This is a genomic window from Mycobacterium sp. GA-1285, assembly GCF_001499905.1.
Taxonomy (GTDB): domain Bacteria; phylum Actinomycetota; class Actinomycetes; order Mycobacteriales; family Mycobacteriaceae; genus Mycobacterium.
The window spans coordinates 1-15,731 of sequence record NZ_LQIS01000027.1; the positions used below are offsets into that span (position 1 = coordinate 1).

At 67.8% G+C, this 15,731-nt stretch carries 15 protein-coding genes and 1 pseudogene; 9 read left to right on the top strand and 7 right to left on the bottom strand.

The window, feature by feature from the left end; genetic code table 11:
* Positions 1–28: 28 nt before the first annotated feature.
* A pseudogene (locus AU193_RS23620) lies at positions 29–115 on the top strand (RNA-binding protein); the annotation flags it as partial.
* A gap of 29 nt (positions 116–144) precedes the next feature.
* Positions 145–915, top strand: a complete 771-nt coding sequence (locus tag AU193_RS15570; RefSeq protein WP_064423278.1) for an SDR family NAD(P)-dependent oxidoreductase — start codon at positions 145–147, stop codon at positions 913–915.
* On the opposite strand, the gene AU193_RS15575 is transcribed toward AU193_RS15570, so the two are convergent.
* A complete protein-coding gene (locus AU193_RS15575) occupies positions 881–1,669 on the bottom strand; it encodes an enoyl-CoA hydratase/isomerase family protein (RefSeq protein WP_064423279.1) in 789 nt (262 codons plus the stop codon). The genes AU193_RS15570 and AU193_RS15575 overlap by 35 nt on opposite strands.
* Before the next feature lie 26 nt (positions 1,670–1,695).
* Positions 1,696–2,382, bottom strand: coding sequence for a TetR family transcriptional regulator (locus AU193_RS15580; protein WP_064423280.1), 687 nt, complete (start codon positions 2,380–2,382; stop codon positions 1,696–1,698).
* 69 nt (positions 2,383–2,451) lie between these two features.
* Between AU193_RS15580 and AU193_RS15585 the strand changes: the two genes are divergently transcribed.
* Together AU193_RS15585 and AU193_RS15590 are read left to right on the top strand one after the other, a co-directional pair.
* The gene (locus AU193_RS15585) at positions 2,452–3,519 is read left to right on the top strand and encodes a ferredoxin reductase (protein ID WP_064423281.1); all 1,068 of its coding nucleotides are present in this window, start codon (positions 2,452–2,454) and stop codon (positions 3,517–3,519) included.
* Positions 3,520–3,537: 18 nt separating this feature from the next.
* A complete protein-coding gene (locus AU193_RS15590) occupies positions 3,538–4,644 on the top strand; it encodes an acyl-CoA desaturase (protein WP_064423282.1) in 1,107 nt (368 codons plus the stop codon).
* Between the two features lie 89 nt (positions 4,645–4,733).
* Here the strand turns inward: AU193_RS15590 and nei2 are convergent, their stop codons facing one another.
* The 3 genes from nei2 to AU193_RS15605 all read right to left on the bottom strand — a co-directional run bounded on the left by nei2 (position 4,734) and on the right by AU193_RS15605 (position 10,825).
* Positions 4,734–5,507, bottom strand: a complete 774-nt coding sequence (gene nei2, locus AU193_RS15595) for an endonuclease VIII Nei2 (RefSeq protein ID WP_064423283.1) — start codon at positions 5,505–5,507, stop codon at positions 4,734–4,736.
* Between the two features lie 35 nt (positions 5,508–5,542).
* Complete coding sequence (locus AU193_RS15600) at positions 5,543–10,081, bottom strand: ATP-dependent helicase (protein ID WP_371259217.1); 4,539 nt, start codon at positions 10,079–10,081, stop codon at positions 5,543–5,545.
* A 93-nt stretch (positions 10,082–10,174) separates the two neighbouring features.
* A complete protein-coding gene (locus tag AU193_RS15605) occupies positions 10,175–10,825 on the bottom strand; it encodes a TetR/AcrR family transcriptional regulator (RefSeq protein WP_064423304.1) in 651 nt (216 codons plus the stop codon).
* Positions 10,826–10,941: 116 nt separating this feature from the next.
* On the opposite strand from AU193_RS15605, the gene AU193_RS15610 reads away from it, so the two are divergent.
* Positions 10,942–11,781 (top strand): glucose 1-dehydrogenase, encoded by an 840-nt coding sequence (locus tag AU193_RS15610; RefSeq protein ID WP_064423285.1) that lies wholly within the window; start codon positions 10,942–10,944, stop codon positions 11,779–11,781.
* An 85-nt stretch (positions 11,782–11,866) separates the two neighbouring features.
* On the opposite strand, the gene AU193_RS15615 is transcribed toward AU193_RS15610, so the two are convergent.
* The gene (locus tag AU193_RS15615; protein ID WP_064423286.1) at positions 11,867–12,739 is read right to left on the bottom strand and encodes a hypothetical protein; all 873 of its coding nucleotides are present in this window, start codon (positions 12,737–12,739) and stop codon (positions 11,867–11,869) included.
* 160 nt (positions 12,740–12,899) lie between these two features.
* Positions 12,900–13,460, bottom strand: coding sequence for a restriction endonuclease (locus AU193_RS15620; protein ID WP_082683005.1), 561 nt, complete (start codon positions 13,458–13,460; stop codon positions 12,900–12,902).
* Positions 13,461–13,540: 80 nt separating this feature from the next.
* Here AU193_RS15620 and AU193_RS15625 point away from each other — a divergent pair, with 80 nt between their 5' ends.
* The 4 genes from AU193_RS15625 (at position 13,541) to usfY (ending at position 15,705) form a co-directional block, all read left to right on the top strand.
* Positions 13,541–14,221 carry a PAS and ANTAR domain-containing protein gene (locus AU193_RS15625; protein WP_064423288.1) on the top strand — a complete coding sequence of 227 codons (681 nt, stop codon included), beginning with the start codon at positions 13,541–13,543 and terminating at the stop codon, positions 14,219–14,221.
* Between the two features lie 85 nt (positions 14,222–14,306).
* Positions 14,307–14,678 carry a hypothetical protein gene (locus tag AU193_RS15630; RefSeq protein WP_064423289.1) on the top strand — a complete coding sequence of 124 codons (372 nt, stop codon included), beginning with the start codon at positions 14,307–14,309 and terminating at the stop codon, positions 14,676–14,678.
* Positions 14,675–15,307 (top strand): flavodoxin family protein, encoded by a 633-nt coding sequence (locus AU193_RS15635; protein ID WP_064423290.1) that lies wholly within the window; start codon positions 14,675–14,677, stop codon positions 15,305–15,307. Before AU193_RS15630 ends, AU193_RS15635 begins: the two co-directional genes overlap by 4 nt.
* An 89-nt stretch (positions 15,308–15,396) precedes the next feature.
* Positions 15,397–15,705, top strand: coding sequence for a protein UsfY (usfY, locus tag AU193_RS15640; RefSeq protein WP_064423291.1), 309 nt, complete (start codon positions 15,397–15,399; stop codon positions 15,703–15,705).
* Positions 15,706–15,731: the final 26 nt, after the last annotated feature.

Sequence of the window (15,731 nt, forward strand, 5' to 3'; positions counted from 1 at the left end):
ACGTTGACACATGCGCTGACGTTCGGCGCCGGTGTACGTGCCCCCGCCGCCGGCGCCGAACGTCAGCGCATGTGTCAACGTCGGGCGTCGGGTCAGTGTGAGCGGTTGCATCTGAGCGCGCACCGGTCTGCTTGACTGACGGCCGTGGACCGCGCTTCCTTCGACCGTCTCTTCGATATGACCGACCGCACCGTGATCGTCACGGGCGGCACCAGGGGCATCGGCCTCGCGTTGGCCGAGGGTTTCGTCCTCGCGGGTGCCCGCGTCGTGGTGGCCAGCCGCAAACCCGACGCGTGCCATCAGGCAGCGCAGCACCTGCGCGGTCTCGGCGGCCAAGCCGTCGGCGTGCCGACTCACCTCGGGGATGTCGACGCCCTCCACGCGCTGGTGCAGCGGACCGTCGACGAGTACGGCGGGATCGACGTCGTGGTGAACAACGCCGCGAAGGCGTTGGCCCAGCCCCTTGGTGAGATGACGACCGAGGCGTTGACGAAGTCCTTCGAGGTCAACCTGCGCGGGCCGGTGTTCCTGGTGCAGGCCGCGCTGCCGTACCTCAAGGCGAGCGCGAAAGCCAGTGTGATCAACATGGTTTCGGTCGGGGCGTTCAACTTCTCGGCGATGACCTCGATCTACTCCTCCAACAAGGCCGCGCTGATGTCGTTCACCAGGTCGATGGCCGCCGAGTTCGCATCGTCGAGCATCCGGGTGAACGCCATAGCCCCCGGGCCGGTGGACACCGACATGATGCGCAACAACCCGCAGGAGGTCGTCGACGGGATGGCGGGCAGCACGTTGCTCAAACGCCTCGCCTCGCCCGACGAGATGGTCGGCACCGCTTTGCTGTTGGCGTCGGATGCCGGCAGCTACATCACCGGCACGGTCATGATCGTGGACGGCGGCGGAACGCCTCGCTAGCCTCGCGCATCGCGCCGCTCGTCGAGGACAGGATCTGGCTGCGGTTCTCCAGATGCAAGGCCGCTTCCAGGCTCGACGCGTCGAGGTTCGCCCACAGCACCTGCTTCGTCGACTCGAGTCCGAACTTGCCGTACTCGCAGAGCGTCTCGGCGATAGCCATGGCATCGAAGACGACCGCTTCGTCGCTGGACACCCGCGACACCAGCCCGAGCCGCAGCGCTTCTGGCGCGTCGACCGCCCGCGCCGTGAGGATGAGATCGAATGCCGGGCCCGCGCCGATGAGCCGGGGAAGCGTGTAGCTGACCCCGATGTCACAGCCACCGAGACCCAACTTGATGAACTGGGTGCAAAACCGTGCCGATTCGGAGGCGATCCGGATGTCGCACGCCAGCGCGATGCCCATCCCGCCGCCGTACGCGGCTCCGTTGACCGCGGCGATCACGGGTTGGCGCAGCCGGTGAATGCGTGCGGTCAGGTCGGCGATGCGCTCCTGCCAGCGCATACCCGAACGCGGGAACTCCGTCCCGTCGCCCGCCTTCGGCGGATTCGGATCGGTCAGGTCCAGACCCGAGCAGAAGCCCCGTCCGGCGCCGGTGAGCACGACGACGCGGCAGTCGTTGTTGGAATTGATCTGCTCGAGTGTGGCGTGGAGATCCTCGACGAGTTCATAGGACAGCGCATTGAGCTTCTCGGGCCGGTTCAGCGTGAGCACGGCGATGTCGGGACGGGGGAAGGCAACTTCGAGGTGCGGCATGCGCACACGCTAACCCGCGCCCGGTTTCACACGGTGCTGCGCCAGCCCGCGACGCCGACCGCGATCATTCGCAGCTGTTTGACGGCCACCCGTTTGATCTCGTTGAGCGCCGCCTGGTCGTGGGCGTCTTCGATGGCTTCGGCTATCACGATCATCGCGTTGACGAACAGGCTCGCCAGGATGTTGAGGTCTTCACTGCTCCACGTGTTCAAGCCCGGGAAGCGGGCCAGGTCGATCGCGAGCTCGGAGGTGATCAGCCGGATCTCGGTGCGGATGGCGTAGCGCAGCACGGTGACGCCGCTGTTGCGTTCACGGCCGATGAACCGCCAGTGCTCGCGACGTTCGTTCACACCATCGATGAGGATGTCGACGCTCGACTCGATGACCCGCTTCGGGTCGAGCCTGCCCGCACGGGCCCCGCGCAGCATGTCGCGCAGGCTGCGGAACGACTCGTCGATGAGGACGAGGCCCAAGGCTTCCATCGACTCGAAATGCCGGTAGAACGCCGCGGGCACGATGCCCGCTTCGCGCGTGACCTCGCGCAGGCTCAGCGCCGAGAAGCTGCGGTCTTCGAGGAGCTTGAGGGCGGCCGCGACGATCGCCTGCCGGGTGGCCTCTTTGCGCTCCTCGCGGGACATGGCCGCCCGCGGGTGTTCGCGCGACCGTGACCGTCCCGACCGGCTCGACCGTGAGCCAGGCGTACGACTGTTCACTATGTGAAACCTACCACAACCTGGGTGAATGGGTTGACGATGTGCTGTATGACCGTGAACAGTGTACATATGTTCACTCAAACGCTGACACGTGGCCTGCGGGACCGGGTGCTCGGGTCACCGCTGGTCGACCTGCTTACCGGCCCCCATGGCGTGGACCGATACACCGAGCTCGTCGCGCCTACCTGGACGCGGGCAGACGCTCGCGCGGAGGTCGTCGCGGTGCGGCGCCAGACACAGCGCAGCGTCACCCTCACCCTCGAGCCGAATCAGGCGTTCACCGGTTTCCGGGCCGGGCAACACATCAACCTGACCGTCGAGATCGACGGCCGCCGTCGCACCCGGCCGTACTCGCCGGCCAGCGCGGAGGGGTCTCCTTATCTCGAGCTCACGGTGGGACGCCACGACGGCGGCCTGGTCTCCGGTTACCTTTGTGACCACGCCCGCCCCGGCATGGTGGTGGGTCTGGATTCGGTCGGCGGCGACTTCGTGGTTCCCGACGACCCGCCGCGACGCATCCTGTTCGTCTCCGGCGGCAGCGGAATCACCCCCGTGATGTCGATGCTGCGGACGTTGCGCGGCCGCGGATTCCGCGGTGAGATCGCGTTCATCCACTACGCCCGCTCGGCCGATGAGGCGTGCTACCGCGCCGAGCTCGATGCGATGACGGGTGTGCGGGTGCTGCACGGCTATACGCGTACGGCGGCCGGGTCCGACCTGGACGGCCGGTTCGGGCCCGCGCACCTGGCCGCCGCGATGCCCGAGCCCGATGCGGTGTTCGTCTGCGGCCCGCCCGAACTCGCGGCCGCGGTGCATGAGCACTGCGCTAACGTGCGATCGGAAAGCTTTGTCCCGCCGACGTACACCGTGCCCGACGAACCGTCGGGTGGCACAGTCACGTTCGCCGACAGCGGGGTCACGGTGACCGACGACGGCCGCCCGCTGCTCGAGCAGGCCGAGGACGCAGGTCTGAGCCCCGACAGCGGATGCCGAATGGGCATCTGCCACAGCTGCACTCGCCGCAAGACGCGCGGCGTGGTGAAGAACCTGATCACCGGCGCGGTTTCCACCGCCGAGGACGAGGACGTGCAGATCTGCGTCTCGACTCCCGTCGGCGACGTGGACCTCGCGCTGTAGAACCGAAAGGAGATCGACATGACCGTCATCACCGACATCACTCACGATCCGCGAACCCTCGAGAAGACGGTGGCGGGCAGGAAGATCAGTCTGACCGCCGAGCAAGCCGAGGCATTCGGCCGCGAACTCGACGCGCTCAAGGAACGCGTGATCGCCGACCTCGGCGAGCGCGACGCCGCCTACATCCGCCGAATCATCAAGACGCAGCGTGCCTTCGAGATCGGCGGCCGGACCCTGCTGTTCGGCGGCGTCTTCCCGCCGTTCTGGCTGGCGGGCACCGCGCTGCTGGGACTGTCGAAGATCCTCGACAACATGGAGATCGGCCACAACGTCATGCACGGTCAATACGACTGGATGGGCGACCCGAACATCTCCAGCCGGGGTTTCGAGTGGGACACCGCATGTCCGGGAGAACAGTGGCGGCACTCGCACAACTACATGCACCACACCTACACCAACATCGTCGGTATGGACCGCGACGTCGGTTATGGCATTCTGCGAATGAGCAAGGACCAGAAGTGGACTCCTTATTTCCTCGGCAATCCGGTCTATGCCTTCCTTCTGATGGTGTTGTTCCAGTACGGCGTCGCGCTGCACGAACTCGAGACCGAACGGATCCGCGCCGGCGAGATCACCATCGCGGACAAGCGTGAGATCCTCGAGGGCATCTGGCGCAAGACCAAACGCCAGACGCTCAAGGACTACGCCGCGTTCCCGCTGCTGGCGGGCCCGTTCGCGCCGTGGGTGCTTGCGGGCAACCTGACCGCGAACCTGATGCGCAATGTCTGGGCGTACATGATCATCTTTTGCGGCCACTTTCCCGACGACGTGCAGGAGTTCTCCGTCGAGGAAACCAAGGCCGAGACGCGGGGTCAGTGGTACTTCCGGCAGGTGCTGGGCTCGGCAAATCTGACCGGCGGCAAGCTGTTCCACATCCTCAGCGGCAACCTGTCGTTCCAGATCGAGCACCATCTGTTCCCCGACATCCCGGCGCACCGCCTCGCCGAGATCTCCGAAGAGGTCAAGGACATCTGCATCCGCTACGGGATTCCGTACAACGCAGGGTCGCTGCCGCGGCAGTTTGCGACGGTGGTGCGCAAGATCGTCCGGTTGGCGTTGCCCTAGCGGGTCAGGCCGCGGCGAGACTGCGGTATCTGATGGGAATCGGCCGAAATCCGTCACAAACCGCATTCTCGGCGCGCTTCGGGCGCGGGTCAGGTCTGGCAGACCGGACACCAGTAGGAGACGCGGTCGCCCGGATTGCCCGGGCGCGGGGAGTCGGACTCGATGGTGGTGCCGCACCGGCGGCATGGCCGGCCGCGGCGGCCATAGACCCACAGGTCGCGTCCGCTGCGGGTGTCACCGGTCGTGGTTCGATTGACGCGAGACCTGTTCAGCCACAGCATGTCTCGGGCCCGCTGCACCATCCGCAGCGGGTCCTTGACGCTGCCGACCGGGGTGATGGGCAGGTAGCCGGTGACGAAGCACAGTTCATTGGCGTAGACGTTGCCGACACCCGCCATCACGCGCTGGTCCAGTAACGCCTCGGCCAGCGGTCGCTGCGGATCCGCGACGAGGTTGTCCCTGGCGACCCGCGGTTCCCAGTCGTCGCCGAGCAGGTCTGGGCCGAGGTGGGCGACGGCTTCCATATCGCGGTCACGTTGCAGGATCTCCAGCACGCCGAGGTCGACACCGGCAGCGCGGGAAGTGCTGGTGTGCAACAGAATCCGGATCTTGAACTCGGGCACCCGTCGGATCTGCCCGCCGATCAGCCAGGCGCCCTCCATCTTCAAATGGGAGTGAATGCTGGCGTCACCGACGCGGATGAACAGGTGCTTACCGCGACTGATCACCTCGTCGACGACGCACCCCGTCAGGTCGACCGTCGCGAACATGGGTACCCGAACGTCGCAGCGTGTGAGCTGCTTGCCCGCCAACGCCTCACGAAGATTGGTGGCGGTGCGGTAGACCGTGTCGCCTTCGGGCATGCCTCAGCGCCCTTTGTTCTTCGCGCACGCTCTCATCACCGTAACCGCAGGCCTCGCGGGGTTCGGGCGAAGCCGGCGCCCAGCAGGGCGTCGTGCACCGCGGCACGCGCACCCTCGGCGCCCGGTTCGAGCACCGGGACGCCGTTGACCTTCTCGACGAGCAGCGTTCCGACGCGGCCGCTGCCGACCAGCTCGGCCACGGCGCCAGCGGCTGCGATGTGCGCGTCGGCGTCGTCGGTGAAGCTCAACAGCGACCGCCCGCCACGTTCGAGGAACCACACCAGTTCGCCGTCGACGATCGCGACCAGCGCGCCGGCCTTGCGGCCCGGGCGGTGTGTGACGTCGTCGTCGGATCGCCTCGTCGGCCAGGGAAGCGCGGCGCCGTAGGGGTTGGCGGGATCGGCGGCGGCCAGGACGACGGCGTGGTACTCGCGGTGGTCCTGGTCGACGCTGTCCAGATAGGTGCGCAATCGGTCGACCGTGGAGGCGACGGCGAACTGGGCCCCGCCGAGCGACTCGACGAAATAGCCGCGCTGGCATCGGCCGGCGTCCTCGAACGCCGTCAACACCTTGTAGAGCATCGCGAAGCCGCCGGGAACCCCCTCCGCGCCGACCGCACCCTTGGTCAGCACTCCGTGCCGGCCGAGCAGTAGTTCTGCCTGGAAGTGCGCGCGCACAGTCGATTCCGGTTCGGCGGCCGGCAGCTTCGACCACCGACCCGCCACCGTGGGATCGGCACTGCGGGTCTGGGCGTGCGCGACGCTGTAGCGGCTCAACCGCGGCGCCCGCTGCCGCTGCCGGTGTGCGGGTGCGCTGCGCCGCCCCGTCGGAACGCGGGTGCCCATCAGCTTCGCGCGTACGGGTGCGAAGGTGTCGCCGGTGATCCAGCCCGCCCAGATCAGGTCCCACAGAGCGCTCCTGTGGTCTTCGGTCGGATTATCCGCGAGCTGACGAAAGAAGAAGGCGCCGCCGCGATCGAGGGTTTCGAGGATCGCGCGGTGGACGTCGGTGAACTCGATCTCGGTGGGGGCGGTCAACGTCAACGGCGCCGTCTCGGCGGGATGAAAGGCGATCCACCCGTCGCCGCCACCGATCTGGCCCGCGCCAGACCACGTCACCTCGCCGGAGGCCAACAGTTCGTCGAGCATCGCGGGCTGGTAGTCGCGGACGCGTTGACCGAACACCATCGACTCGACGGCCGAAGCCGGAATCGCTACGCCTGCAAGCTGATCGACCACGGTGGCGAGCCCGTCAACCCCGCTGGTGTGCGCCGAGCCGACCGACTGCCACGCGGGCAGAAAGCGGCCGTAGGCCGCGGTGCTGACCGGTTCGATCTGCGCACGCAGCGCCGCCAGCGACCGGCGCCGCAGGATCTTGAGCACATCGGAGTCACACCACTGCTCGGCGGCCGCCGGGTCGGGGACCGGAAGATCGGTGAACTCGCCGCGAATCAGCCTGCCGTCGATGGCCATCCGGCCCAGCACGTCGGCGGTGACGCGCAGGCCCAGGCCGAACCGGACGGCCGCGTCGTGCGTGGTGAACGGCCCCCGGGTGCGGGCATAGCGGCCCAACAGCTCGCCCAGCGGGTCGTCGACCGATTCGGTGAACGCCGTCGGCACCCCGACCGGTACGGCCACGCCCACGCCGTCGCGCAACAGGCCGATGTCCTCGATGGCCACCCACCACGTCTTGTCGGCGAAGGACACGGTCAACGCACGTTTCGCGGCACGCAGACCGTCGAGCCAGCCGCCGATGTCGGAAGTCGTGCAGCGGTCGGCGATCTCGGCTTCGGTCAAGGGCCCGAGCAGGCGCAGCAGGTCGGCCACACCCTCGGCGTCGCGGGCCTGGCGGTCGTCGCTGAGATGTTGGAGTTGGCGCGTCGTGCTCGTGATGACCTGCGGATCGAGGAGCTCCCGCAGCTCGACCCGGCCCAGCAGTTCGGCGAGCAGCACGCTGTCCAACGACAATGCGGCGGCGCGTCGTTCGGCCAGCGGGCTGTCGCCCTCGTACATGAAGGCGCCAACGTAGCCGAACAACAGCGACGCGGCGAACGGCGACGGTGTCGTGGTCTCCACCTCGACGATGCGCAACCGGCGCTGCGCGACCCGGTGCATCAGTTCCGTCAAGGCGGGCACGTCGTAGACGTCCTGCAGGCACTCCCGCACGGCCTCCAGCACGATCGGGAAGTCGGGATACTTGCGTGCGACGTCCAGCAGCTGCGCCGCGCGCTGACGCTGATGCCACAGCGGGGAACGTTTGCCCGGATGACGGCGCGGCAGCAGCAAAGCGCGGGCCGCACACTCGCGGAACCGGGACGCGAACAGCGCCGACCCGCCCACCTCGGCGGTGACGATCGGCTCGATCTCGTCGGCGTCGAACACGAACAGGTCGGCACCCGGGGGAGCGTCCTCGGTGTCGGGCAGGCGCACGATGATGCCGTCGTCGGAGGCGGTGGGCTTCTCCTCGATGCCGTACCGCTCCCGCAGCCGTCGCGACACCGCCAGCGCGAGCGGGCCGTGCACCCGCAAGCCGTAGGGGGAGTGCAGGATGACGCGCCAGTCGCCCAGTTCGTCGCGGAACCGTTCGACGACGAATGTGGTGTCCGACGGGACGACGCCCGTCGCCTGGCGCTGGTCGTCGATCAGCTGCCACAGGTTGTCGGCGGCAAACTGGTCGAAACCCATTGAGCGGCAACGCTGGTCAAACTGCTCACGACCGAGGCGGGCCAGCTCGCCGGTGTACGCTCCGACCGCCGCGCCGAGTTCGGCCGGTCGGCCGACGCCGTCGCCGCGCCAGAACGGCAGCCGCGCCGGCTGGCCGGGCGCCGGGATCACCAGGACGCGGTCGTGGGTGATCTCGGTGATCCGCCAGCTGGTCGCGCCCAGCGAGATCACGTCGCCCGGACGTGACTCGTACACCATCTCTTCGTCGAGTTCGCCCACGCGCGAGGGCTTTTCGGAGTCGGTGGCCAGATAGACCGTGAACAGCCCGCGGTCGGGGATCGCACCGCCGCTGGTGACCGCCAGCCGCTGCGCTCCGGGCCTGGCCGTCAGCGTGCCGGCGTCGCGGTCGTACACCAGCCGGGGCCGCAGCTCGGCGAACTCCGTCGACGGATACTTGCCCGACAGCAGATCCAGCGTCGCCTCGAATGCGCTGCGCGGCAGGGTGGCGAACGGAGCGCTGCGCCGCACCGCGTCGAACCAGCGGTCGGCGTCGAGAGGTTCGAGCGCGCACGCGGCGACCGTGTGCTGGGCCAGCACGTCGAGCGGGTTGGTCGGCACGCGCATGGTCTCGATCTCGCCGGCCAGCATGCGTTTGACGGTCACCGCACAACCGATCAGGTCGGTGCGGTGTTTGGGGAACAGCACGCCCTGGGAGATCTCCCCGACCTGGTGGCCGGCGCGGCCGATGCGCTGCAGGCCGCTGGCGACCGACGGTGGTGCCTCGACCTGGATGACGAGATCGACTGCGCCCATGTCGATTCCGAGTTCCAGGCTCGACGTGGCGACGACGGCCTTGAGTCGGCCGCTCTTGAGGTCGTCCTCGACGATCGCCCGCTGTTCCTTGCTGACCGAGCCGTGGTGCGCGCGGGCCAGCAGCGTCGGCGCACCCGACGCCTGTCCGCTGCCCATGATGTGCGCCGGCGAGCCCCCTGCGACACCGGGATTGGGTCCCGTCTCGAGCTCCTGGCCGGTCCGCTCGGCGTGAATCTCGTTGAGCCGCGACGTGAGTCGCTCGGACAGTCGGCGCGAGTTGGCGAACACGATCGACGAGTTGTGCGACTCGATCAGGTCGACGATGCGTTCCTCGACGTCAGGCCAGATGGTGTTGTTCTCCAGGTTCGCCATATCCGGCACCGGCACCTGGACCGACAGGTCGAACGTCTTGGCGGCGGGCGGCGCCACGATCGTCGTGCGTGCCTGGCCGGACAGGAACCGCGCGACCTCTTCGGGTGGGCGGACGGTGGCCGACAGCCCGATACGTTGGGCGGGGGTGTCGCAGAGCTGATCGAGCCGCTCCAGCGACAGCGCGAGATGGGCGCCGCGTTTGGTGGCCGCCACGGCGTGCACCTCGTCGACGATGACGGTCCGCACGTTCGCCAGGGTGTCGCGCGCCGCCGAGGTCAACATCAGAAACAGCGATTCGGGCGTGGTGATCAGGACGTCGGGCGGCCGGGCGATCAGTTCTCGCCGCTGGGCAGGGGAGGTGTCGCCGGAGCGCACGCCGACGCTGATCTCCGGCGCGGCGACGCCGCGTCGTTCGGCCACGCGTGCGATACCGGTCAGCGGGGTGCGCAGGTTGCGCTCCACATCGACGGCCAGCGCCTTCAGCGGCGAGACGTACAGCACTCTGGTGCCGGCTCGAGGCTCGGCGGGGGTGGACGCCAACTGGTCGATCGCCCATAGGAACGCCGCAAGCGTCTTACCCGAACCGGTCGGCGCGATGACGAGCGTGTTCTCCCCGTCAGCGATCGCCGACCAGGCCTGGGCCTGGGCGGGCGTCGGTTCGGCGAACGTGCCGGTGAACCACTCCCGGGTCAGGTCGCTGAACCGGGCGAGGGGCGCTCTGATCATCGACATCCATGGTGCACCCCGCCACCGACAACTCCGCTGCGGCTTCGTGCACTACCTATCGCAGAACGACCGGTCGCGCACCGAAACCACAGGTCAGCGGCGGTCCGGGGCGACGGCTTTGCGCAGGGCAGACGGGATACCGGGAACCCGCCCGACGGCGTCGAACAGGGCGTGTGCGCACGCATCGGCGACCGGACCGGCTTCGATGGACGGGTCCATCAGCCGTTGCCGGCACATCTCGAAGGTGAAGGCCAGCCAGCCGTAGACGGTGATGCGCAGGTCGCGCTCCACCTTGGAGTCCAGGTCGTCGCCGACGGCGGCTTGGATGCGGCCGAGGATGCGGTTGGCCTGACGGTCGTTGTCGGTGTCCTCGATACCGCGCAGCACGGGATCGGAGCGGCCCGACCCCACGTAGGCGGCCCATGCGCCGTGGGGGTGCTCCTCGTCGTAGCGCAGATAGGCGAGCACACCCTCACGGACCTGGTCGAAGAGGCCCTGCCCGGGGCGCGGTGGCGTGTTGGTGGCCTCGAAAAGCCGCTCGCCCTCGGCGCGGATCACCGCGGCGAAGAACGCTCGCTTGTCCGGGAAGTAGTGGTACATCAGCGCCCGGGACACCCCCGCCCGCTCGGCGATCTCGTCGATGCGGACGTCGTCGTAAGGCCGCTGACCGAACACCTCCGCGCCGAGCGTCAGCAGTTCGCTGCGTCGGTCGGCGGGGGAGAGCCGCCGTCGAGGCTCGGCCATGCCCGACATCGTAGTGAACACATGTCAAACAGCGGCTCTGCGGACGGGCCGCGGAGTATTCGGAGCGCTGCAGGGTAACCCCGGGGCGAGACAGTCAGCGACCATGAGAGGCATCGATGAGTTTTCCAGAACAGCAGCAGTCCCCGCCCGGCGTGCAGAGCGACATGACCCCGATGCCCGACTGCGGCGAAACGAGCTACCAGGGGTCCGGTCGGCTGACCGGTAAACGCGCGGTCATCACCGGAGGCGACAGCGGGATCGGCCGCGCGGTCGCGATCGCCTACGCGCGCGAGGGTGCCGACGTGCTGATCGCCTACTTGAACGAGGAGAGCGACGCCAAAGAGGTGCAGAAGTACGTCGAGGACGCCGGGCGCAAGTGCGTCCTGGTACCGGGCGACCTCTCGGACCCGGCGCACTGCCGTGCCGTCGTGGACCGCGCCGTCGAGGAATTCGGCGGCATCGATGTGCTCGTCAACAACGCGGCCTACCAGATGACGCACGACACGCTCGACGAGATCAGCGACGAGGAGTGGGATTACACGTTCCGGCTCAACGTCGGGGCGTACTTCTACCTGGTGAAGGCCGCGCTGCCCCACATGGGCGCCGGTGCGTCGATCATCGGCAGTTCGTCGGTGAACTCCGACATGCCGAACCCGAAGCTGGCGCCCTACGCGGCCACCAAGGCGGCGATCGCCAACTTCTCGGCGAGCCTGGCGGAGATGTTGGGCGAGAAGGGTATTCGTGCCAACAGCGTCGCGCCGGGCCCGATCTGGACACCGTTGATCCCGTCGACGATGCCGCCGGAGAAGGTCAAGCAGTTCGGCGAGAACACGCCGCTGGGCCGTGCGGGTCAGCCGGTCGAGTTGGCGCCGGTCTACGTGATGCTGGCGTCCGACGAGGCGAGCTACGTGACCGGCGCGCGGATCGCGGTGACCGGCGGCAGGCCGATCCTCTAGCGGGGCGCCTTGGCCGCCGATTGTGCGAGCGCCGGTTGTGCGGTTTCATCCGCAACACGCCGCTTTCGCGTATGAAACCGCACATTCACCACGTTTTCGGGCAGCCGCGGGCGAGTAGCGCCTCGCCGACTCGCTCGAGAAAGACGCGCGGCTGGTTGTGCAACATGCCGCTGGTCAGCCTGATGTCATTCCAGCCCAGCCGCGGTAGCAACCAATAGCGTTCGGCATCGGCGGTACGTTGTCGCGGGTCAGTCCAGTGATGTGCGCCTTCGAAATCCACGCCGACGCGATACTGCGACCATCCCAGGTCGATGCGTGCGACCACACGCCTTGAACGATCGAGCACCCGTATCTGGGTTTCCGGACGCGGAAATCCCGCCTGCAGCAGCAGTAATCGGGTCAGCGATTCGTAAGGCGACTCCGCGCCGCCGTCGACGAGTTCCAGTGTCTGGCGCAGCTGCCGCAAGCCGCGCGCGCCGGGATGCCGCTGCGCCACCTCGTCGATGTCGGCGGGCTTGAGGTCCGTCGCATTCAGCAGCGCGTCGATGCGTTGAACCCCTTCTTCGAGCGGGAGCCGACGGCCGAGGTCGAACGCGGTGCGCTCCGGCGTCGTCACTGGCATCCGATGGCGCGTCACGATCTCCTCGGGCAACAGTGTGTCGCTGTGAACGATGATCTTCGGCGGCGGTCGCCGATTCGGCAGCACGAGTTCGGCGGCGGCGTCAGGCCCGATCCATTTCGCGCCGAGCAATGCCGACGCCGATAGGCCTGCCAGTACACCTCGTCGGCGTGACCACAGCCAGGCGGCCCTGGCCCGGTCGACAGCCGACAACTCGACGCCCCGCGGCGCCCACACACCGGGATAGACGCCGGCGTGGAATCGCCGCAACTCGCGAAACGTCAGTAGTCCCGCGTCGAGCGCCTCGCTTGCTCGAAACGGCCAGTCGAGATCTTCCATGGCCGCAACGGTCGCGCCCAGCCATGACAACTTTCGGGGGGAGAGCCCACGTTATCCACAGCTTTACCGCCGCGATTGTGCGGTCTCATACGCTTCTCGCGGCGTGTCGCGGATGAAACGGCACGTTCGGGCACTTCGGGCACTCAGGGCACTCAGGCAATCACGGCGCCGACGGCTCCAGCAGCCGCCGTATTGTCGAAGCCAACCGCGGCAGATCGGTGCCGGCAACCAGCTCGCATCCGTGAAGCTCGGCGAGTTTTCTTGCGGCGGGTGTGAATTCGTGGTTCGTCACGACCATCGTCTTGGTGCAGTCCTGCATCGGCGCACCCGCCACCACTTCCTGCACGGCGCCGGCGCCGACGGGGCGTGATTGTCTCTTGCACTGAATGGCAAGACGATTCGGTCGCTTGCCGACGATGATGTCGACTCCCCAATCTCCGGTGATCGCGGTCATGATCACCGGCGCCCCGCAGGACCGAGCCACTCGCGCCACATGATCCTCGAACTGCGGGCCGGACATCGCCGCGGTGACGTCTTCGCGCGCGCCGGGGGTCGTGACACCGACGAGCGTGCCGGCAAGGAAGCGTGGGGCAGCGGCGAGGACGAGCGGCGCGACGAGTCCGAGCGTGAGGCTCCACTGCGGGGCGACCCCGACGAGCCACGCCCCGGCGCCCGCCGCCGCGGCCGACGCCAGGTACACCTTGACGGTCACGCGACGGATCGTAAGGCCCGACCCCGACACCCCCGAGTAGGACGGGAATGCGATGCACGGCTGCGGCGGCTCGCGTTAATCTGCGATTCATGATCGACGAGCCGGCTGGTTCCACCGGGCAGACATCCGTCGAGCAGGCACTTGCCGGCGGCGACCCGCACCGGGTGGGCTGGTTCCGGTTCTACTTCGCCGACGAACGCTGGGAGTGGTCGCCGCAAGTCGAACGGATGCACGGCTACGAGCCGGGTACGGCACAGCCGACGACCGACCTCGTGCTGTCGCACAAACACCCCGACGACTATCGCCAGGTGGCGGCGACGCTGGATGAGATTCGCCGCACGTCGGGCGCGTTCTCCACCCGCCACCGGATCATCGACACCCACGGCGAGGTGCACCACGTGGTCGTGGTCGGCGACCAGCTCTTCGACGACAGCGATCAAGTGGTGGGGACTCACGGCTTCTATGTCGACGTCACACCGTCCACACTGCAGCGGCACGACAGGGCCTTCAGCGCGGCGGTCACCGAGTTGGCGGAGGCTCGCGGACCGATCGAGCAGGCAAAGGGGATGCTGATGCTGATCTACCGGATCTCCGCCGACTCGGCGTTCGAGTTGCTCCGGTGGCGTTCACAGGAAACCAACACCAAGCTGCGGACCTTGGCCGAGCAAATCGCCGAGGACTTCCTCGGGCTGGCCTATGACGAGGAGTTGCCGCCGCGCTCCACCTACGACAGGCTGCTGCTCACCGCACACAACCGCGTACACAATTGACGTTTACCGGGCGTTTCGCCGGGGAACTCCGCCCTGCGTCAGACCTGTTCGGCTGATCAAGCAGCAAATCCGGGAGTTTCTCGTCGTGTACCACGGTCCCAGCGAGCTGAGACAAATCGACACCGGTATCCGCGACGCGGCACGGTTCGCGCTCGGGATCGGCGCCACAGGAGCCGTCTTCCTGATCGGCGCGATGGTGTGGGTGAGCACCTGCCAGGGGGCCACCGCCGACAGCCTGGCCTGCGGGGCACCCCAGCGGACCCTGCTGGCGCTCGCGGCTCCCGCGGTCCTAATCGCCGGTGCCTTGCGGGCGTTCGTCCGCGCCCATCAGAACTGGCGCAGGGGCGAAATGTCGTCGGCGTGGCAGGGCGCGGGATGGTTTCTTCTGACGTCGATGCTGCTGGTGCTCACGACGAGCATGCCCGCCCTCACCGGTTCCGCGGCGTTCGGCGGATGAGCACGCCGGCGAGCGGCGATCGACCGCTGACCGCCGTGGCGTTGGTGTGCAGTCTCAAGCCCAGCCCCACAGAGTCGAGCAGCGCGTTGATGGCCGAACACATCTGCCAGAACCTGCACGCTGCGGGTGTCGAGACCGAAGCGGTGCGCTGCGTCGACTACGCGATCGCGCCGGGCGTCGAGGCCGACATGGGCGACGGCGACGAATGGCCGCAGATCCGCGAAAAGCTCCTGCGGGCCGACATCCTGGTGTTGTCCACCCCGATCTGGTTGGGGCACCCGGCCAGCGTGACGCAGCGGGTGCTGGAACGGCTCGACGCCGAACTGTCGAACACCGACGATGCCGGCCGGCCGATCATGGTGGGCAAGGTCGCCGTGGTGGGAGTCGTGGGCAACGAAGACGGCGCGCACAAAGTCATCGCCGACTGCTTTCAAGGCCTCAACGACATCGGCTACACCATCCCGGCCCAGGGCGGCACCTACTGGACGGGCGAAGCGATGCAGAGCAAGGACTACAAGGACCTCGACGAGGTGCCCGAGCCGGTCACCTCGACGACTGCCGCCTTGGCCCGCAACGCCGTTCACCTCGCGAGAGCCCTACGGGACGGCAAGTACCCGCCCTACCAGTGAGGGTGAACCTCCGGTCGGTTTCCGTGCAGGTGCGCTCGGGTAGATCTAGCGTTGTCATCAGCCCCTGACCGGGCGCGAGAGGAGTACCGATGAAGAGCCCGAAAGATCCCGTCGACCACGCGAGGACGACTCGTCCCCATGCCGGGGAGTCGATGAAGGACACCAAGAACCTGCCCGGCCTGGTGCTCATCGGACTGGGCCTGGTGCTGTTCGTGTCGGCGCTCGCAGCTCACGGCGCGGGTCACCACGGCGTGGGCATCGGCCTGGGCTGTGGGTCCGCCGCGCTGTTCGTCATTGGCGGCGGCTGGCTCCTCGTCGCGCATCTGCGGGTGCGCAAGATCGAAGAACGATGGTACGCAGAGCATCCCGACGCCGAACGGCAAAGCCCGAGCAGTTGACGCGGTAGTCGAGGCGCGAGAAAAAA

Bases quoted from the DNA above. Each gene is read 5' to 3' on its own strand.
- AU193_RS15610 (WP_064423285.1), top strand. From the start codon at position 10,942: ATGAGTTTTCCAGAACAGCAGCAGTCCCCGCCCGGCGTGCAGAGCGAC.
- AU193_RS15625 (WP_064423288.1), top strand. From the start codon at position 13,541: ATGATCGACGAGCCGGCTGGTTCCACCGGGCAGACATCCGTCGAGCAG.
- AU193_RS15605 (WP_064423304.1), bottom strand. From the start codon at position 10,825: ATGGCCGAGCCTCGACGGCGGCTCTCCCCCGCCGACCGACGCAGCGAA.
- AU193_RS15635 (WP_064423290.1), top strand. From the start codon at position 14,675: ATGAGCACGCCGGCGAGCGGCGATCGACCGCTGACCGCCGTGGCGTTG.
- AU193_RS15585 (WP_064423281.1), top strand. From the start codon at position 2,452: ATGTTCACTCAAACGCTGACACGTGGCCTGCGGGACCGGGTGCTCGGG.
- AU193_RS15615 (WP_064423286.1), bottom strand. From the start codon at position 12,739: ATGGAAGATCTCGACTGGCCGTTTCGAGCAAGCGAGGCGCTCGACGCG.
- AU193_RS15600 (WP_371259217.1), bottom strand. From the start codon at position 10,081: ATGATCAGAGCGCCCCTCGCCCGGTTCAGCGACCTGACCCGGGAGTGG.
- AU193_RS15575 (WP_064423279.1), bottom strand. From the start codon at position 1,669: ATGCCGCACCTCGAAGTTGCCTTCCCCCGTCCCGACATCGCCGTGCTC.
- usfY (WP_064423291.1), top strand. From the start codon at position 15,397: ATGAAGAGCCCGAAAGATCCCGTCGACCACGCGAGGACGACTCGTCCC.
- AU193_RS15590 (WP_064423282.1), top strand. From the start codon at position 3,538: ATGACCGTCATCACCGACATCACTCACGATCCGCGAACCCTCGAGAAG.
- nei2 (WP_064423283.1), bottom strand. From the start codon at position 5,507: ATGCCCGAAGGCGACACGGTCTACCGCACCGCCACCAATCTTCGTGAG.